Annotated in this window: 14 protein-coding genes; 6 read left to right on the top strand and 8 right to left on the bottom strand. The window is 69.4% G+C overall.

What is annotated here, in order from left to right; all coding sequences use genetic code 11:
• The first annotated feature begins 277 nt into the window (after positions 1-277).
• The gene (locus tag UAJ10_RS13145) at positions 278-1,705 is read left to right on the top strand and encodes a peptidoglycan DD-metalloendopeptidase family protein (RefSeq protein WP_322915759.1); all 1,428 of its coding nucleotides are present in this window, start codon (positions 278-280) and stop codon (positions 1,703-1,705) included.
• A 216-nt stretch (positions 1,706-1,921) separates the two neighbouring features.
• On the opposite strand, the gene clpB is transcribed toward UAJ10_RS13145, so the two are convergent.
• Positions 1,922-4,564, bottom strand: a complete 2,643-nt coding sequence (gene clpB, locus UAJ10_RS13140) for an ATP-dependent chaperone ClpB (protein ID WP_322915758.1) — start codon at positions 4,562-4,564, stop codon at positions 1,922-1,924.
• A 250-nt stretch (positions 4,565-4,814) separates the two neighbouring features.
• On the opposite strand from clpB, the gene UAJ10_RS13135 reads away from it, so the two are divergent.
• A complete protein-coding gene (locus UAJ10_RS13135) occupies positions 4,815-5,582 on the top strand; it encodes an MOSC domain-containing protein (RefSeq protein ID WP_322915757.1) in 768 nt (255 codons plus the stop codon).
• On the opposite strand, the gene maiA is transcribed toward UAJ10_RS13135, so the two are convergent.
• Positions 5,579-6,220 carry a maleylacetoacetate isomerase gene (maiA, locus tag UAJ10_RS13130; protein WP_322915756.1) on the bottom strand — a complete coding sequence of 214 codons (642 nt, stop codon included), beginning with the start codon at positions 6,218-6,220 and terminating at the stop codon, positions 5,579-5,581. The genes UAJ10_RS13135 and maiA overlap by 4 nt on opposite strands.
• 196 nt (positions 6,221-6,416) lie before the next feature.
• On the opposite strand from maiA, the gene UAJ10_RS13125 reads away from it, so the two are divergent.
• Positions 6,417-7,304, top strand: a complete 888-nt coding sequence (locus UAJ10_RS13125) for a LysR family transcriptional regulator (protein WP_322915755.1) — start codon at positions 6,417-6,419, stop codon at positions 7,302-7,304.
• On the opposite strand, the gene UAJ10_RS13120 is transcribed toward UAJ10_RS13125, so the two are convergent.
• The 5 genes from UAJ10_RS13120 to UAJ10_RS13100 form a co-directional block, all read right to left on the bottom strand.
• Positions 7,301-7,636: an MmcQ/YjbR family DNA-binding protein gene (locus tag UAJ10_RS13120; RefSeq protein WP_322915754.1), complete on the bottom strand. Its 336-nt coding sequence runs from the start codon at positions 7,634-7,636 to the stop codon at positions 7,301-7,303. The genes UAJ10_RS13125 and UAJ10_RS13120 overlap by 4 nt on opposite strands.
• 70 nt (positions 7,637-7,706) lie before the next feature.
• Entirely contained in the window at positions 7,707-9,029 is a 1,323-nt protein-coding gene (locus UAJ10_RS13115) for a M48 family metallopeptidase (RefSeq protein WP_322915753.1), read from the bottom strand.
• A 102-nt stretch (positions 9,030-9,131) separates the two neighbouring features.
• Positions 9,132-9,485 carry an RNA-binding S4 domain-containing protein gene (locus UAJ10_RS13110; protein WP_322915752.1) on the bottom strand — a complete coding sequence of 118 codons (354 nt, stop codon included), beginning with the start codon at positions 9,483-9,485 and terminating at the stop codon, positions 9,132-9,134.
• Positions 9,486-9,524: 39 nt separating this feature from the next.
• Positions 9,525-10,382 (bottom strand): hypothetical protein, encoded by an 858-nt coding sequence (locus UAJ10_RS13105; RefSeq protein ID WP_322915751.1) that lies wholly within the window; start codon positions 10,380-10,382, stop codon positions 9,525-9,527.
• 23 nt (positions 10,383-10,405) lie between these two features.
• The gene (locus UAJ10_RS13100) at positions 10,406-12,157 is read right to left on the bottom strand and encodes a helicase-related protein (RefSeq protein WP_322915750.1); all 1,752 of its coding nucleotides are present in this window, start codon (positions 12,155-12,157) and stop codon (positions 10,406-10,408) included.
• 264 nt (positions 12,158-12,421) lie between these two features.
• Between UAJ10_RS13100 and UAJ10_RS13095 the strand changes: the two genes are divergently transcribed.
• On the top strand, positions 12,422-13,810 hold the full coding sequence (locus UAJ10_RS13095; RefSeq protein ID WP_322915749.1) for a hypothetical protein: 1,389 nt from the start codon (positions 12,422-12,424) through the stop codon (positions 13,808-13,810).
• Between the two features lie 164 nt (positions 13,811-13,974).
• Positions 13,975-14,997, top strand: a complete 1,023-nt coding sequence (locus tag UAJ10_RS13090; protein ID WP_322915748.1) for a hypothetical protein — start codon at positions 13,975-13,977, stop codon at positions 14,995-14,997.
• Here the strand turns inward: UAJ10_RS13090 and UAJ10_RS13085 are convergent.
• The gene (locus UAJ10_RS13085; protein ID WP_322915747.1) at positions 14,994-15,698 is read right to left on the bottom strand and encodes a protein-L-isoaspartate(D-aspartate) O-methyltransferase; all 705 of its coding nucleotides are present in this window, start codon (positions 15,696-15,698) and stop codon (positions 14,994-14,996) included. The genes UAJ10_RS13090 and UAJ10_RS13085 overlap by 4 nt on opposite strands.
• A gap of 187 nt (positions 15,699-15,885) precedes the next feature.
• On the opposite strand from UAJ10_RS13085, the gene htpG reads away from it, so the two are divergent.
• A complete protein-coding gene (gene htpG / locus UAJ10_RS13080; protein ID WP_145750837.1) occupies positions 15,886-17,778 on the top strand; it encodes a molecular chaperone HtpG in 1,893 nt (630 codons plus the stop codon).
• Positions 17,779-18,219 lie beyond the last annotated feature (441 nt).

The raw sequence follows: 18,219 nt of genomic DNA, 5'->3' as shown, positions 1-18,219 counted from the left end.
CGTTACGACCTGCCGGATCCCCCGGGGCGATGAACCGGATTTCGGCGTTTCCAGTCGTCAGTTCCTCTCCCTCGACATCGGCCCCGCCACGCAAGGGCGGGACCGGTTGGTGAGGATTTTCGTGGTGTGTTGGCACCATGGCCAAGGCCGTTCAACCGGGCGGCCCGTCGACACCGTGCCCGCGCTCCGGAAACAGGGGCCCGGGAAACAGCGCCCGATGGGGCCCCATGTTGTCTTTGAGGTTGAGGGTTTTGACGATGCGGTTTGATTTGGGGGAGTGGGGGCCTTGCTGAAGCGCATCGCCGTGACATCCGTCGTCGCCCTGACCCTGGGCGGCGTCGTCTCCCTAGCGTCCCTGGACGACACGGGCAGTGTGGCCGTCGCCCCGCAGGCACTGCCCCCCGCCCCGCCGTCGGACGTGGACCCCGACCTGGCCGCCGCCGCGGCCGCAGCGCCCAAGGACCAGCAGGTTCCGCAGCAGACCGCCGTTGCCGCCGCCGACCCGGCGCCGCAGGCTGGCAAGCCCCTGTCGGTCGACCCGGTGGAGCGTCGCCACGTCAATGTCGGCCGGGGCGACACGCTGATGCAGGTGCTGATGGATGGCGGCGTGCCAGCCGACAGCGCCCAGAACGCCGTCAGCGCGCTGAGCGGCGTTTATGACGTGCGCCGCATGAAGGCGGGCCAGGGCATCACCGTGCTGTTCGACCACAGCGAAGGTGACAAGTTCATCGGCCTGGAATTCCAGCCGGCCGCCGAGCGCGCCGTGTCGGTCGCCTTCAATGGCGGCCGCTATCAAGCCCGCCAGGTGGACAAGCCGCTGGAGAAGAAGCTGATGGCCGCCCGCGGCCGCATCACCAGCAGCCTGTCGGAGGCGGCCAGCGCCGCCGGCGTGCCCTACCCCGTGCTGGACGCCTTCATCAAGCGCTACGCCTACGATGTCGACTTCCAGCGCGACCTGCAGCCGGGCGACACCTTCGAAATCCTGTTCGAGCGCTATTACACCGAGGACGGCCAGCCCGCCCGCGACGGCGACATCCAGTTCGCCTCGCTGACCCTGTCGGGCAAGCAGAAGGCCATCTACCGTTACCAGGCGTCCGGCAGCGCCGCCGACTATTACAATGCCCTGGGCGAGAGCATCCGCCGCGCCATCCTGCGCACCCCCATCGATGGCGCCCGCGTCACCTCCGGCTATGGGATGCGCATGCACCCGGTGCTGGGCTACAGCAAAATGCATAAGGGCAAGGACTTCGGCGCCCCCGTGGGCACCCCCATCTACGCCGCCGGCGACGGCCTGGTGGAGCAGGCGGGTCCCTTCAGCAGCTATGGCAACTACGTCAAGCTGCGCCACGGCAACCAGATGGAAACCGCCTATGGCCACATGAGCCGCATCGCCAAGGGCCTGCGCCCCGGCATGCGCGTGGCCCAGGGCGACGTGATCGGCTATGTCGGCGCCACCGGCCGTGCCACCGGCCCGCACCTGCACTTCGAAGTGCTGCGCGGCAACCAGCAGATCAATCCCGACAGCAAGGAAGCCAAGATCGAGGCCGGCCGCAAGCTGGACGGGAAGGACCTGAAGCAGTTCCAGGCCGTCGTCGCCGAGGACCAGGACGCCTTCCGCGATTTGCAGGGCGCCAACGGCAGCACGTTGGTCGCCGCCAAGCCCGGCACCGGCCACGTGGTCCAGGCCGCCGTGAAGCGGCACTGATACGAAAAAAGCCGGCTTCTCACGAGGTCGGCTTTTTTCATGCCCTCAAGCGCCGGGCGGCCACATCCGTGGCCTTGGCTTCCTCGCATTCCAGTGCGCTTCGCTCCCCAGAATGCTGCGGCGGACGCGATCGCGTCCTTGTCGCTTCGCTCCTGGAGACTTCCTGGAAAAGAAAAGGGCCGGCCTCGGGAGAGATCGGCCCTTTCGCTTTACCGTTCAATGCACGGTGGGCGGCTGGCCCCAGAGGCTTTCGCCGGCCGGCGGCACCTTGATGGCCTCGCCGTTCAGCACCAGGCCCTCCGGCCCGGCGGAGACGGTGATGGTCTCCCCGTCGTTGATGCGGCCTTCCAGGATGCGGGTGGCCAAGGGGTTCTGCAGTTCCCGCTGGATCACCCGCTTCAGGGGCCGGGCGCCATAGGCTGGGTCGTAGCCGGCGTCGGCCAGCCAGCGCAGGGCCGCGTCGTCCAGTTCCAGCGTCATGTTGCGCTCCGCCAGCATGCGCCGCAGGCGGCCCAGCTGGATGTTGACGATGCCGGCCATGTGCGGCCGCGACAGGCGGTTGAAGATCAGGATCTCATCCAGCCGGTTCAGGAACTCGGGCCGGAAGGAGCCCCGCACCACCTCCAGCACGTGGGCATGCGCCGTGGCCACCGCCGCCGCGTCCGCCCCGTCGGCCAGCGAGGCCAAGGCCTCGGACCCCAGGTTGGACGTCATGATGATCAGCGTGTTGCGGAAGTCCACCGTGCGGCCCTGGCCATCGGTCAGGCGACCGTCGTCCAGCACCTGCAGCAGCACGTTGAACACGTCCGGGTGGGCCTTCTCCACCTCGTCGAACAACACGACCTGGTAGGGCCGGCGGCGCACCGCCTCGGTCAGGGCCCCGCCCTCCTCATAGCCGACATAACCCGGAGGGGCGCCGATCATGCGGGCGACGGAGTGCTTCTCCATATATTCAGACATGTCGAGGCGGACCATGGCCGTCTCGTCATCGAACAGGAATTCGGCCAGGGCCTTGGTCAGTTCCGTCTTGCCCACGCCGGTCGGGCCCAGGAACAGGAAGCTGCCGATGGGGCGGTTGGGGTCCTGCAGGCCGGCGCGGGCGCGGCGCACGGCGTTGGACACGGCCACCACCGCCTCGTCCTGGCCCACCACGCGGCTGTGCAGCTTCTCCTCCATGCGCAGCAGCTTTTCCCGCTCGCCCGTCAGCATCTTGTCGACGGGAATACCGGTCCAGCGGCTGACCACGGCGGCGATGTCACCGTCGCGCACCTCCTCGTTCAGCATGCGGTTGCCACCGGCCTCCTCCGCCTCGCGCAGGCGGCGCTCCGTCTCCGGAATGACGCCGTAGGTCAACTCGCCCGCGCGGGCCCAGTTGCCGGTGCGCTGGGCGTTCTCCAGCTCGGCGCGGGCCTGCTCCAGCTGTTCCTTCAGCTTCTGGGCGCTGGACAGGGTGTCCTTCTCCGCCTGCCACTGGGCGGTGAGGTTGCCCGACTGTTCCTCCAGCTCGGCCAGCTCGGCCTCCAGCTTGACCAGCCGATCCTTGGAGCCCTGGTCGGTTTCGCGCTTCAGCGCCTCGCGCTCGATCTTCAGGCGGATGATCTGGCGGTCCAGCTCGTCGATCTGCTCGGGCTTGCTGTCCACCACCATGCGCAGCCGGCTGGCGGCCTCGTCCACCAGGTCGATGGCCTTGTCGGGCAGGAAGCGGTCGGTGATGTAGCGGTTGGACAGGGTGGCGGCCGCCACGATGGCGCCGTCGGTGATGCGCACGCCGTGGTGCAGCTCATACTTCTCCTTCAGGCCGCGCAGGATGGAGATGGTGTCCTCCACCGTCGGCTCGGCCACGAAGACGGGCTGGAAGCGACGGGCCAGGGCCGCGTCCTTCTCGATGTACTTGCGGTATTCGTCCAGGGTCGTGGCGCCCACGCAATGCAGTTCGCCCCGCGCCAGCGCCGGCTTCAGCATGTTGGAGGCGTCCATGGCGCCATCGGCCTTGCCGGCCCCCACCAGGGTGTGCAGTTCGTCCACGAAGACGATGACCTCGCCCGCCGCGGCCTGGATTTCCTGCAGCACGGCCTTCAGCCGTTCCTCGAACTCGCCCCGGAACTTGGCGCCGGCGACCAGGCCGGCCAAGTCCAGCGCCATCAGGCGCTTGTTCTTCAGCCCCTCCGGCACGTCGCCGTTGACGATGCGCAGGGCCAGCCCTTCCACGATGGCGGTCTTGCCCACGCCGGGCTCGCCGATCAGGACGGGGTTGTTCTTGGTGCGGCGGGCCAGCACCTGGATGGTACGGCGGATTTCCTCGTCGCGGCCGATGACGGGGTCGAGCTTGCCGTCCCGCGCCGCCTGGGTCAGGTCGCGGGCGTATTTCTTGAGCGCGTCATAGCTCTGTTCCGCCGACGCGCTGTCGGCGGTGCGGCCCTTGCGCAGGGCGTTGATGGCCTGATTCAGGGCCTGCGGCTTGGCGCCGGCCTCGGCCAGCACCTTGGCGGCCGTCGTGCCCTCGGCCATGGTCAGGGCCAGCAGCAGGCGCTCGGCCGTGACGAAGCTGTCGCCCGCCTTCTGGGCCAGCTGCAGGGCGCTGTCGAAAACCTTGGCCAGCTCACGGCTGAGGCTGATCTGCCCGGCGCCAGGTCCGGACACCACCGGCACCTTGGCCAGCGCCGCCTCCACGCCCGTCAGGGCGCGGGCGGGATCGGCGCCGGAGGAGCGCAGCAGATTGGCCGCCAGGCCTTCGCTGTCGTCCAGCAGCACCTTCAACAGGTGTTCAGGGTTCAGGGTCTGATGACCGCCGCGTAGCGCCAGCGTCTGCGCCGCCTGCACGAAGCCACGGCTGCGCTCAGTGAACTTCTCGAAGTCCATCGCAAAAAGCTCCTAGTGTCGGCCAGAGCGTCCGCCAGGCAGCCCGTTCCAGCCATGATCCACGACAATTGTGCGATCCGAAGGATGCACCAGCGATATGGGGCCTGTTCCGGCCAGCCGCAAGCCCGATCCCGCGCTTGTTTCTACATCTACGCGGCCCCACCTCTACCCGGCCCTACATCTAATTGTCGTCAACTTGTCCCCGACCGTTCGTTGACAAGCGGCGGGGCTGATCCCTTAGACTGGCCCCATGATGACGACCGTTTCCATCCTGCACTATTTCCCCGTCAAGGGGTTGTCCGCCCAGACCCTGGAGGCGGTCACGCTGACCCCCGGCCATGGCATGCCGCAGGACCGGCGCTTCGCCATCACCCACGGTGCCACCACCTTCGACGTGGTCAACCCCGCCTGGCGGCCCAAGAGCAACTTCCTGGCCCTGATGCGGGATGAGCGGCTGGCCACGCTGGACGCGCGCTATGACGCCACCAGCTGCACGCTGGTGCTGCTGCGCAATGGCAGGCAGGTGGCCAAGGGGCGCATCGACACTCCCACCGGCCGCCTGTTGATCGAGCAATTCCTGGCCGCGTACATGAAGGACGCGGCCGTGCCGCCGCCTTACAAGGTGATCGAGGCGCCGGGCCATATGTTCAGCGACATCGAGGAAAAGGCGGTGTCCCTGATCAACCTGGCCAGTTGCAAGGATCTGGAACGGGTGACCCAGGCGCCGGTGGACCCGCGCCGCTTTCGCGGCAACCTGCTGCTCTCGGACCTTGCCCCTTGGGCGGAGGCGCAGTGGGTGGGCAAGCGCCTGCGCGTCGGCGACACGCTGCTGGAGGTGTTCAAGAACGTCCGCCGCTGCGCCGCCACCGAGGTCAACCCGATGACGGGCGAGCGCGACATGCCCGTGCTGAAGTCCCTGATGAACGGCTACGGCCACGTCAACTGCGGCGTCTATGCCCGCGTCATCGAGGGCGGGACGATCCGGCCGGGCGACACCGTCACGGTGCTCGACGCCTAGCTGTGAGGTGCCCCCGGCTGGCGTAGCGGCGCCGCCTTGGCGAACGCGTCGATCTCCATGCAGGCGGTGAAAATCCGGTCGATGGTCGGATAGTCGGCCGGGAATACCTGGAAGCCCTGGGCTCCGGTCACGTGGCTCATGAGGCACAGGTCCGCGATCGTGGGGCTGTCGCCATGGCAGAAGCGGCCGACGGCGGGATCACCGGCCAGACGGGCCTCCCCCTGCGCCAGCCCCTCGCGGAACCAGTGCCGCACCCAATCGGTGTGGCCCACACCAAAGGCGGTGGCCAGATGGCGCCGCACCCGGGGCACGATCAGGGGGTGATGGTCGGCCGCGAAGCTGAGCGCCAACGCCCGGACCCGGGCCCTGGCGCGCGCGCCGGCGGGCAGGAGCGCCGGCTCGGGATACAACTCCTCCAGATACTCCAGGATCGCCAGCGATTGGGTCAGCGGCGGCCCGCCATCCACGAACAGCGCGGGCACGGCCGCCGCCGGGTTGACGGCCAGGAAGGCCGGCGCGTTCTGCTCCCCGGCGTCGAGATCGATCATCGTCTCCTCGACCGTCAGGCCCTTGAGGTTCAGCGCGGCACGCACGCGGAAGGCGGCGGCGGAGCGCCAGAAGCCGTACATCTTGAACATGGGCCAAGGTTCCTTTCAGGTCAGCGGCGGGCACCATAGGCTTTCGCCGATGCCAAGCCGGCTTGGCCTTTGGCAAGGCGCGCTTGCGCCGGCGCAAATTCAGCGATGTTGCCCGGGCCGCCGCAGGCACCTTATTTTGCAAGAGCGCAAAGGCGTGACGGATTCAAGCGGGTAAGCTTGCGCAGGAACAAGCCACATGGACTGGAACGGCTTCCGGCTGATCCTGGCGATCAGCCGGACGGGATCGCTGAAGGGCGCGGCCAAGGCGCTGGGGCACGACCATTCGACCATCTTTCGCTGGCTGAACGCCCTCGAGGCGGCGTTCCAGGTGCAGTTGTTCGAGCGCAGCGCCGGCACCTACCGCCCGACGGACGCGGGGGAGCGCATGCTGCTGGCCGCTGAACGCATGGAGGAGGAGGCCCTGGCGCTGGACCGGGACATCACCGGCCGGGACGCCCGCCTGTCGGGAAACCTCAGGATCACCTGCTCGGAAAGCCTGGCCTACCGGCTGCTGAACGACCTGCTGGTCGAGTTCCGCGCCCGCCACGACGGGATCTCGATCGAACTGCTGGTCGACAACCGGCAACTGGACCTGCTGCGCCGGGAGGCGGACATCGCCATCCGCGCCACGCGGCCGGCCGAGGGCGACCTGTTCGGCCGGCGCCTCGCGGACACCGCCTGGGCCTTGTACGCCAGCCCGGCCTACCTGGCCGGCAAGCCCGCCCCCGTGGCGCCGGGGTTCGCGGGGCACAGCTTCATCGGCTGGGACACGGGCGCCGCCGCCGCGGCCGCGACCTGGCTGACCGACATGGTGCCGGGGACCGCCATCGTCTATCGCTCCAGCAGCCTCATCAACCAGATGATGGCGGTGAAGGCTGGGATCGGGATGGCCCTTCTGCCCTGCTACCTGGGGGACCCGGAAGCGGACCTGGCGCGCGTCGCCGGTCCCGAGGGGGCGTTGACGCGTGAGCTGTGGCTGATCACGCATCGGGATCTGCGCAACACGGCGCGCGTCCGCGCCTTCTTCGATGTCGTCGGCCAGGGCCTGGTGGCCCGCCGCGCCTTGTTGGAAGGCAGGGACTAGGCGGTGGGTCCGCCGCCGGCGCCTCCGGTCGCGGCCTGGGCGTCCAGCCGCGCCGCCAGCTTCTTGGGCGCCACGGCCTGGTAGCTTTCCTTGATCCAGGCCCGCAGCAGGTCCAGCGGCACCTCCTCGCCCGCGCCGAATGTGGCGGTGATCCACCCCGCGCGCCCCAGGCCGTAGCCCGTGGGCGCGCAGTTGGCCATATCCAGCGCGAAGGGGGCGGAGCGGGGCAACTTCACCGTCACGTGGCAGCCGGCCGCCCCGTCCCGGCCCAGGAAGACGAAGATCTTCTGCCGCACCTTCACCACCGTCTCCCCCAGGGGTGATCCTCCCACGCCTCCGGATAGGTCAGGGCGTGGGCCCGCAAATCAGCCAAGGGGGAGTCCGGGATCGACGAGGCGTCGGTCACGGCTTGGGCTCCACCGGGGCCTGGCCGGCAGGGGATTCGGCGGCGGGGGGTTCGGCGGGCGCGGCGGCCGGCAGGTTCTCCGCCTTCCAGCGCATGGCGCGCAGGATGCGGTTGTAGCCCGAGGGGTGGTCGTAGAACACGATCTCCTCCCACTTGCCCGGCTGCAGCTTGCGGTATTCCGCCAGCTTCAGCGCCGCGTTGGCGAAGCCGTCCGGCTCGCGCGCCAGGTTCAGGCCGAAAGCGTCGGCCTCGGCTTCCTGCGTGCGGATGATGGTGTTGAGCACCGGGGTCAGCACGAAGAAGTAGGCGGTGAACAGGATGACGACCAAGGGCAGGCCGGCCACGTCTCCCAGGCCGGTGATCCCCCAGCGCCCGCCCCGCGTCAGCCGGCCGAAGACACGGTCAACGAACAGATAGCCGAAGCACACGAGGATGGAGAGATAGAGCAGGATGACGAAGGCGTGATTCAGGACGTAATGCCCCATCTCATGCCCCATCACCGCCTTGATCTCCGCCAGGGTGCAGCGCTGCAGCAGCGTGTCGGTCAGGGAGATGCGGGTGGTGCCGAACAGGCCGCTGACATTGGCGCTGATCTTGTTGGACTGGCGGGAGGCGTTGAATTCATAGACGTCGGTGGCCGGCACCTCGTTGGACCGTGCCATGGACAGCAGCGCCTCGCGCACCGGGCCGGGCTTCATCGGTTCGTATTTGTTGAACAGCGGCGCCACGAAGACCGGCGTCACCACCACCATGAGGGTCACCACCACCACGCCGAAGGCGCTGGCCCATATCCACCAGCTGCGGCCCAGGCGGCGGACGATGGCATACAGCACCCAGACGACCAGGGCGCCGATCAGGCTGGAAATGGCGAGCTGGATCATCTGGTCGCCGAACCAGTCGCCAAAGGTCTGGTTCATCAGGCCGTACTGCCGCTCGCGGTACCAATCGGCATACCCGACGTAGGGCAGGCTGAGGATGTAGTCGATGACGGTGTAGGCGATGAAGAACACGGGCGTGGCGAAGCGGCCCAGGCCGGCCAGCCGATCCCGTAGGCGCCGCGCCAGGCCGCCGGCCAGGAACACGGCGGCCACCGCCAGCGACACCAGGAAGCGCCACAGCTGCAGCCAATAGCCGCCTTCGAAATAGGCGTTCGACTTGGCCCGCGCGTCGGCGGGCACCGTGTCCAGGTAAGCCTGCGTCGCCGCCACCGGGTCGAACGCCGCGGCGTGGACCGCCGCCGGGACCAGACAAGCCCCCAGCGCCACGCCTAAAATCCCCACGGCCACCGCCGTCCCCGTCCCTTTTCCCCAAACCTTCATAACCAGCCCCGATCCTTGCGCGCCGCGCCCCCTGGGCGGCGCTTATCGACCGACAGCGTAGAAGCCCGAAGCCGGTCTGGATAGAACCCGTTCGCCCAAATCTTACAGGGCCTTGGGCAGGCGCGACTCCGGCGTGGGCGGGGCCAGGTCCTCATACAGCGCCTGGGCCTCCGGTGCCGGGCCGCGGCGGGTGCCCAGCGCCAGCACCTTGATGACACGGATATGGTTGCCCAGGGGGAAGGTCAGCACATCGCCCGGCCGCACGGTGTGGTGCGCCTTGGTGATGGATGTGCCGCCGCAGCGGATGGCGCCGGAACCGCACAGCTTGGCGGCCAGGCTGCGCGACTTCAGGAAGCGGGCATACCACAGCCATTTGTCCAGCCGCAGCCGACCTTCCGCCAGGTCGGCGGCATCCTCGTCATCCGGGCCGGCGCCCTTCCCGTTCGTCTTAGCCATGTCGCGCCGCCGCCATCGTCGTCACCGCCACGCCCCCCATCAGGGCACCTCCACCAAGGTCCGCAGTATGCTGAAAGGGTTGTCACCGGGCGTCGCGGGCTGGGGTGCCGGCGCCGCCTTTTTGCCGGGCTTGGGCGCCGCGGGCGCCGGGCCGGGCTTGGCCGCCGCGGGGGCGGGAGCATGCTTGGGCCGCCGCCGCAGCCAGGGGGCCGGCTCCCCCTCCGCCTTGGGCCGCCCCAGACGGTAGCCCAGGGCGGACATCAGGGACGGCACCTCCGCCCGGGGCACGCCCAGGCTCAGCACCAAATCGTCCACGGCGACCAGCGGCCCGGCCTTGGCCCGGCCGGCCAGGGATTTCTCCAGCCGGTCCACCATGTCGACGCGCATGGCGCGAGTCCCCAAGGGAATATAGCCGATGGCCGCCAGGAAGCCCGGTGGCAGATCGCCCACGGCCAAGGTCACGCGGCTAGGTGGCGGCACCGCCACGGGCGTGGCGTGCGCCACCGACCACAGCAGTCCGCGCAGGGCCACCGCCGCCGGCCGCGTCAGCGCCGCCAGGAACACCTGGCTGAAGCCCAGGCGCAGACCCAGGGCCGCCAGGCGCCGCCGGTCCTCCCTGGTCAGGGTGGCGATCAGGGGTTCCAGCGCCGCGCGGGGCAGGCCGCCCAGCGCCTCCGCCACCTGGAAGGCGATGCCCCGGCCGGCGCCGGAAAGCTCCGCACCCTTGCCTTGGGCGGCGGCGGCCAAGGCCGTGAGCGGGGCCAGCACCCGGGCCACGTGCGCCTCCACCCAGCGTGCAAGCCGCGCCCGCACCGGTTCACGCTGGCCGGTCTGCAGGAAATCGTCCCCCACCAGGCGCACCAGGGGGGCCAGCGGCGTGGGCCCCGGCGCCAGCACGCCGATGACGGCGCCGTCCCAACTCAGCTCCCCCCGCCGTCCAGGGTTATGGCGGCGTCGGGTGCCGTCTCCAGCGCGCGCACCCGCTGGGCGATGACGTCGCCCAGGGCGCGGCGGGCGGCGGTGGTGATGGCCTTGGCGTCGGCCGCCGGCACGTCGGCATCCAACTGGAAGGCCACGCCATGCAGCCGGCCCACCGGGTGGCCTTCCACCAGCACGCGGCCGTCGCGGTCCACCGCCCCCATCAGGTCGCGTCCGTCGGCCAGCCGCTTCACCAGGCCGGCCGACCGCTTGTCGACGAAGCGCTGGGTCAGGCGCTCATGCAGGGCGTCGGACAGCCGGTCCTCGATGGCGCGGGTGCGTTCCTGCCAGTGCGCGGCATCGTCCAGCCAGCCAGGGCGGTGGGAGATGTAGGTCCAGGTGCGGATATGGGCGATGCGTGACACCAGGGTGTCGATGTCGCCCTCTCCCCGGTCCAGGCGGGCCACCTGGGCCGCCACCCAGTCCAGCGGCAGGGTGCCGGCCGGCCCATCGCGCAGATACTTGAAGATTTGGGACAGGAGGCGGGTATGGGCGTCGGACAGCACCTTGCGGAAGTCCGGGATCTGGCAGACCTCCCACAACAGGCGCACGGCCAGGGGGGAGTTGGCCACGCGCATGATGTCGGCGTCCTGCGCCAGCGCCTGCAAGGCCAGATGGTCGTCCGCCTCGCGCGCGCGGATCAGCACGGGCGACGGCGGCCGTTCCTCCAGCGCGCGCAGCAGGGCCTGGGGGCTGCGGAAATCCAGATCGACGTTGCGCCACATCAGGGTCTTCAACGTCTCGAACTTATGGTTCTCCACCGCGTCGATCAGCTCGGGATCCAGCGGCGGCGCCTCATCCGTCGTGCCGAAGGTGCCGTCGGCCAGGTGGCGGCCGGCGCGGCCGGCGATCTGCGCCACCTCCGGCGCGCGCAGGCGGCGCGGCTGCTGGCCGTCGAACTTGGACAGGCGGGCGAAGGCCACATGGTCGACGTCCATGTTCAGGCCCATGCCGATGGCGTCGGTCGCCACCAGGTAATCCACCGCCCCTTCCTGGTAGAGCTGCACCTGGGCGTTGCGGGTGCGGGGGCTGAGGGCGCCCAGCACCACCGCCGTGCCGCCGCGCGTGCGGCGCAGCAGCTCGGCCAGGCCGTAGACGTCGGCGGCGGAGAAGGCCACCACGGCGGCGCGGGGCGGCAGCTTGGTCAGCTTCTTGTGCCCGCTGTAGGTCAGGCTGGAGAAGCGGGGTCGCGACACGAACTCCGCCTTGGGAATCAGCTTCTGCAGCAGCGGCTTGATGGTGTCGGAGCCGAGGAACATCGTCTCCTCCGTCCCGCGCGCGTGCAGCAGGCGGTCGGTGAAGATGTGCCCGCGCTCCGGATCGGCGGCCAGCTGGATCTCGTCCACCGCCAGGAACTGCGCGACATGGTCCAGCGGCATGGATTCGACGGTGCAGATCCAATAGCGGGCGCCGGGGGGGATGATCTTTTCCTCACCCGTCACCAGGGCCACCTGGCCCGCGCCCTTGGCCTTGACCACCTTGTCGTAGTTCTCCCGCGCCAGCAGGCGCAGGGGGAAACCCATCATGCCGCTGGCGTGGGCCAGCATGCGTTCCATGGCCAGATAGGTCTTGCCGGTGTTGGTCGGCCCCAGCACCGCCACCACCCGCCCGCCCGGCAAGGCGCCCACGCTGTCGGCGGCCCGCCGCTGAGCGGGCAGGGCGGAGGCTGGAGAGGGGCGGGAACGGTCGCTCATGACACTCAGTGTTGGGGCGGCGGCCCCCAAAAACAAGACGGCGCGTTCGGGAGCCCCACCCAAGAACCCCACCGGACGACGGCGGTTCCAAAGTGGACCCCGGCCCGGCCGCGGCCAAGTGGCCCTGGAAAAACCCCGCCCCCAATGCGGACATAATGCGGGGCCATCCTTATATAGGGTGCCGGCCCGACAGGCACGCCGCTTGATTCCGGCCCATACTCCCGTATCACCTAGGCGCAACACCGTTCCCTTGAAGGCCCGTCCATGCCCGTCCGCCCCCGTCTCGCCGCCCTGTCGCTGATCCCCCTGCTGTTGGGCACGTCCGCCCTGGCGGCACCCGTGACGCAGGAAGGTGCGGACAAGCTGGCCCGGCTGGCCGAACAGCAGCTGACCAAGCCCGCCAACCCGCACAAGGACGGCAGCCTGCGCCTGACCCTGAACGGCCACGCCAGCGCCACGCGCGATGGCGACCACTACCGCCTGAGCCTGCCGGGCGCGCAGCTGCACCTGGGCGACGACAGCGTGTTGGACCTGGGCACCCTGGTGCTGGCGGTCACCCCCACGGCCGACGGCCACTGGGACGCCACCGGCGCCCTGCCCAGCCCCATGGGCGTGTTCGACGGCCAGGGCATGCGCATCGGCGAGGTGCGGCTGGGCAGCCAGAGCCTGCACGCCCGCTGGACGCCGGACTTCCAGACGGTGGACCTGCTGGACGCCAAGGCGGGCGACATCCGCTTCATCCCCCGCCCCGGACACGGCGCCGTGTCCATGGACACTCTGACCGTCCGCTTCATGCCCGAGGACGAGGCGCGCGGGCGGTGGAGCGGCCCGCTGCGGATGGAGGTGAACAAGCTGGAGACCAAGACGCCGGAGGGCGCCGAGGAGACCCGGCTGCTGCGCGGCCTGCTGGCCATCGACGTCACCGACTTCAACATGGCCCAGGGCGCCCTGCTGCGCGTGGGCGGCGGCACGGATCCCGGTCCCGCCGGCGCCGTGCTGTCGCGCATGAAGGGCACCTTCAGCCTGGACGGCTATGCCAGCCACGACGACGAGGGCCGGCCCTATTCGCTGAAGACCCTGAACGCCACCGTAACCGCCGACAACATGGACGGCGACCACGGCGTGCTGTCGCTGGACTATAGCCACCGGGGCCTGGTGAAGCCGGCCGTCAACGGCCAGGCCGACCCCATCCCGGAAAAGGGCGACCTGCACCTAAAGATCACCGACCTGCCGGCGCGCACCCTGGCGGAGGCTGACTGGAACACCCTGCCGCCGGACACCAAGCACCGCAACCGCGCCATCAAGGACCGCACGCTGACCGCCCTGGGCCAGGCCGGCAGCCACCTGACCATCGACAAGCTGGACTTCCAGGCGCCGGACGCGGCCCTGGTGGGCAACGCGGCCCTGGTGTTCGACGCCGCCAACCCGCGCGGCCTGACCGGCACGCTGTCGCTCCTGATGCGGGGCCTGGACCATCTGCCGGCCAACGGCGTGGGCAACGGCGCCATGCTGGGCTTCTTCGCCCTGCAATCCATGGGCACGCCGGAGAACCAGGGCCGACGCTTCAGCTTGGATTTCCGCCCCGACGGCCATGTGAAGCTGAACGGCAGCGACGTCACCCTGCTGATGACCGGCTTGGCCAAACTTCCCTGAAGACCGCCCCCAGGGTGCGGGACCCGACTCGCAACTGACATAAAAAATACACTTCCCTTTCGGGACGCCGCTTTCATAACTCCTGTCCAGCCCGATGGGGGACAGGGGCCGGCCCGGGCAAAGCCCATGGAAGGGCTGGGCGGCGCCCAAAAGAAAGAAACGAAGTGGCGGAAATCGATATTTCCATCGTCGTCGTGGCGGTGACGTCGTTCCTGTTCGCGCTGGGCTGCGGGATCTTCTTCCATGACAACCCCGTCTGGAAGTGGATCGACATCGTCTACTATTCCCTCAGCGTCTTCGGCGTGATTCTGCTGTTCGTGTCGGAAGACCTGAACCGCGCCATGCTGCGCATCCAGGAGAAGGAGCGGGAGATCGAGCGGCACTGGGCCTCGGCGTTTCCCTCCATTGGCCCCGGCGCCGGCACGGGTGTGCCCGCCATACCGGTGCTGCCCGCCGCCTCCCCCGACCACTGGCGCGCGAGTTACGAGGCGCTGAAGGCGGAGCAGGATTTGGGCGAACTGTGCCGCCAGGCGCCCAGCCTGGATTGCGCCCCCCACACCAGCCACGCCGGCTTCATCAAGCGCGACTTCCAGCAATTCGACGCCGGCGCCGGGGCGGTTCCAGCCGACCGCGCGCGTAAGGAGGAGGATTTCTGCCAGCGCGCCTATCAGCTGGTGGATCATCTGGCGCTGAACAGCGGCGTGGGCACAGATGACTACGCGCTGGTGAAGCAGCGGCTGCTGGCGGTGGAGCGCAACGAGGCCTCCGCCCTGGAAACCGCCGCCCTGGCGGAAGCCATCGGCGCCAGCCATGACCGCATCCTGTCAGCCGTGCCGACGGAGAAGTACGCCGCGGTGGAAAAGCTGCTGGGCACGGAGGGGGAGTTCGCGGAGGAGCTGTTCACCCTGCTGTCCTTCTGTGCCACGCGCCCGGCCGACGCCACCGCCAAGCAGCACCATATCGATCTGCTGCCGTCGATCCAGGAAACCCGCCACCAGACCCCGCCGGAGGTGCAGCAGGCCATCCGCGAGGCGGAACAGATGGCCTCGGCCAGCCTGCCGCAACGGGTCTCGCGCTTCATCCGCCTGAACCTGTGGCCCTTCATCCTGACGCTGGCCCTGGCCGGCAAGTTCGGCAAGGCGGTTTCCGGCTTCGGCGGCCTGCGCCGCCTGCGCATCGCCCCCTAACGCCTCACCATGGGAACAAAGGCGACGGCCAGCAGCGGCCTTTCCCGCACCTGGCCGTCCCGTCCCTTTTCCACCAGGCAAAGCTGCTGCGCCCCGTCCGCGGGGCCCACCGGCAGCAGCAGGCGCCCGCCCGGCCGCAGTTGATCCACCAGGGCGGGCGGCACGGCGGGGGCGGCGCAGGCGGCCAGGATGGCGTCGAAGGGGGCCGCGTCCGGCCAGCCGGCATGGCCGTCGCCCACGCGCACGGTGACGTTCCTGATCCCCAAGGCCGCCAGCCGCCGCTCCGCCGCGCGCGCCAGGTCGGCGATGACCTCCAGCCCAAAGACGGTGGCGCCCAGACGGGCCAGCAGCGCCGTCTGGTAGCCGGATCCGACGCCGATCTCCAGCACCCGGTCGCCGGGCTGGATGGCCAGCAGCTCCGTCATCAACGCCACCAGGGAGGGCTGGGACAGGGTCTGGCCCGCCGCCAGGGGCAGCACGTGGTCATGATAGGCGTAAGGGGCCTGGTCCGCCGGGGTGAACAGCTCGCGCGGCGTGGCCATCAGGGCGGCGGCGACGCGCGGGCTCAAGGCCGGCAGCCCCAGGGGCTGTTCCAGCCGCATGCGCCGGGCGATGGCGGCCACCAGGATCTTGCGCTCATCCCGGCGGGCCAACAGGTCCACCGCCGCGCCGTCGGCGCCGGATTTTCCGAACCATGCCATCACCCACCCCCGTATCGCGGATGCCGGATTCAGGCCCCGCCCCAACGGAGGGGCTTGCGTCCGTCGCGCCCGCCCCTCATATCGGGGCGCGACGGCCGGCCCATCCATGGGCGGCGCGTCGGAGCCAGGTTCACCACGTCGGCGGCGCCACGACCGGGCCGCCCAGAAAAGAGGACGGAACACGCCCATGAGTGAGGAAAAACTCAGCTTCCAGGCCGAAGTTTCCCGGCTGCTGGATATCGTCGCGCATTCGCTGTACTCGGAAAAGGAGGTCTTCCTGCGGGAACTGATCTCCAACGCCTCGGACGCCTGCGACAAGCTGCGCTACGCCTCCCTGACCCAGCCGGACCTGACGGCCGGGGACGCCAACTTCCGCATCACCCTGACGCCGGACACGGCCGCCCGCACCCTGACCATCGCCGACAACGGCATCGGCATGAACCGGGACGACCTGGTGGAGAACCTGGGCACCATCGCCCGCTCCGGCACCGCCAACTTCATGGCCGCCCTTTCCCAGAAGGCCGAGGCCAAGAAGGAGGGCGAGAAGGACGTGTCGCTGATCGGCCAGTTCGGCGTGGGCTTCTATTCCGCCTTCATGGTGGCGGGCGAGGTCGAGGTCTATTCGCGCAAGGCCGGTGAAACCCAGGGCTGGCGCTGGACCTCGGACGGCAAGGGCTCGTTCACCGTGGGTGAGAGCGACGACGCCCCGGCGCGCGGCAGCCGCATCGTGCTGCACCTGCGCGACGGCGAGGACGACTACCTGCAGACCTACCGCCTGCAGAGCATCGTCAAGAAGTACAGCGACCACATCAGCATCCCCGTGCTGGTGGGCGACGACGAGAAGCCGGCCAACGCCGCCTCCGCCCTGTGGACCCGGCCCAAGAGCGAGATCACGGCCGAGCAGTACAAGGAATTCTACCACCACGTCGGCCACGCCTTCGACGACCCCTGGCTGACCCTGCATTGGCGGGCGGAAGGTGTGCTGGAATACACCAACCTGCTGTTCATCCCCGAGGCCAAGCCCTTCGATCTGTTCGAGCCGGAGCGCAAGCACCGGGTGAAGCTGTACGTCCGCCGCGTCTTCATCACCGAGGGCCCGGAAGGCCTGATCCCGGCCTATCTGCGCTTCCTGCGCGGCGTGGTGGACAGCGAGGACCTGCCGCTGAACGTCAGCCGCGAGATGCTGCAGCACAACCCCATGCTGGCCAAGATGCGCACCGGCATCGCCAAGCGCGTGCTGGGCGACCTGGCCCGCAAGGCCGATGACGCCGACTCCAAGGCCGATTACGCCCGCTTCTGGGAGAACTTCGGCGCCGTGCTGAAGGAAGGCCTGTATGAGGAGCGGGAGCAGCGCGACACCCTGCTGAAGCTGCTGCGCGCCCACAGCACGCACGGCGATGAGCTGGTCAGCCTGGAAGACTATGTCGGCCGCATGAAGCCCGGCCAGGACGCCATCTACTACATCACCGGCGAGGACAAGGCGGCGTTGGCCCGCAGCCCGCACCTGGAAGGCTTCCGCGCCAAGGGTGTCGAGGTGCTGTTCCTGACCGACGCGGTGGACGAGTTCTGGCTGCAGTCCGTCACGCAGTACAAGGACCACGCCTTCAAGTCCGTCACCCGCGGCGGCGCCGACCTGGCCAACGTCACGGCCGAGGACAAGGCCGAGGAAACGCCCAAGGCGCCGGAGGACAGCGTGGCCGACCTGGTGGCGCTGGCCAAGCTGACCCTGGGCGACGCGGTCAAGGACGTGCGCACCTCCGAACGCCTGCGCGAAAGCGCCGTCTGCCTGGTGGCGGACGAGGGCGACATGGACATCCACCTGGAGCGCATGCTGAAGGCCCACCGCCGCCTGGACGAGGCGTCCAAGCGCATCCTGGAGGTCAACCCCGGCCATCCGCTGATCCGCCGCCTGGCGGATCTGGCCAAGGCCAACGGCGCCGGCGGCGCCCAGGGTGAGGCGCTGGCCGACGCCGCCTGGCTGCTGCTGGACCAGGCGCGAATCCTGGAGGGTGAGCCCCTGCCGGATCCGGTGGCCTTCGGCCGCCGCCTGGCCATGTTCGTGGAGAAGGGCCTGGCCTAAAAGGCCAATCGCCTCATTTATTTACCCCCTGTTCATGCCCCGCCCGGGAAACCGGCGCGGGGCATGGCGTTTTTGCAACGGCCGGTGGGTGTCAAGGACGCCACGCGCCGCATCGAACGGTTTCGCCCTTTTCTTGCCGCTAACTGCTGGCATAGTCCGCAACCGATCGGACGACACGGCTGTTATCGTTGTCAGGTCGACATGCGGCTGCACAGGGGGGCACCCTTGCCGTCGTTGACACGGGTTTTCCCCGGGGCGTCCCCGGGGACCAAGGGCGTGAGCCAGGCGGGGTTTGCATGGGGTTGTCGAGGGGGGCGTTCGCCCCGAATGATCGGAATGGGCCGCCGGCCGTGAAGCGGGGCGGCAGGGCCTCCACCGCCATGCTGCTGGCCACCGTGCTGTTCATGCTGCCACTGGGCGTCCAGGGGGCATCCAGGGCGG

Source organism: Nitrospirillum guaranorum (assembly GCF_034653275.1).
Classification (GTDB): Bacteria; Pseudomonadota; Alphaproteobacteria; order Azospirillales; family Azospirillaceae; genus Nitrospirillum.
The sequence above is the reverse complement of the archived record's forward strand: the minus strand, read 5'-3'. Positions and strand labels throughout refer to the sequence as shown.

What these genes read in the sequence shown, in the direction of transcription:
- UAJ10_RS13125 (WP_322915755.1), top strand. Translation starts at nt 6,417, where the DNA reads ATGGACTGGAACGGCTTCCGGCTGATCCTGGCGATCAGCCGGACGGGA.
- maiA (WP_322915756.1), bottom strand. Translation starts at nt 6,220, where the DNA reads ATGTTCAAGATGTACGGCTTCTGGCGCTCCGCCGCCGCCTTCCGCGTG.
- UAJ10_RS13100 (WP_322915750.1), bottom strand. Translation starts at nt 12,157, where the DNA reads ATGAGCGACCGTTCCCGCCCCTCTCCAGCCTCCGCCCTGCCCGCTCAG.
- UAJ10_RS13110 (WP_322915752.1), bottom strand. Translation starts at nt 9,485, where the DNA reads ATGGCTAAGACGAACGGGAAGGGCGCCGGCCCGGATGACGAGGATGCC.
- clpB (WP_322915758.1), bottom strand. Translation starts at nt 4,564, where the DNA reads ATGGACTTCGAGAAGTTCACTGAGCGCAGCCGTGGCTTCGTGCAGGCG.
- htpG (WP_145750837.1), top strand. Translation starts at nt 15,886, where the DNA reads ATGAGTGAGGAAAAACTCAGCTTCCAGGCCGAAGTTTCCCGGCTGCTG.
- UAJ10_RS13085 (WP_322915747.1), bottom strand. Translation starts at nt 15,698, where the DNA reads ATGGCATGGTTCGGAAAATCCGGCGCCGACGGCGCGGCGGTGGACCTG.
- UAJ10_RS13135 (WP_322915757.1), top strand. Translation starts at nt 4,815, where the DNA reads ATGATGACGACCGTTTCCATCCTGCACTATTTCCCCGTCAAGGGGTTG.
- UAJ10_RS13115 (WP_322915753.1), bottom strand. Translation starts at nt 9,029, where the DNA reads ATGAAGGTTTGGGGAAAAGGGACGGGGACGGCGGTGGCCGTGGGGATT.
- UAJ10_RS13095 (WP_322915749.1), top strand. Translation starts at nt 12,422, where the DNA reads ATGCCCGTCCGCCCCCGTCTCGCCGCCCTGTCGCTGATCCCCCTGCTG.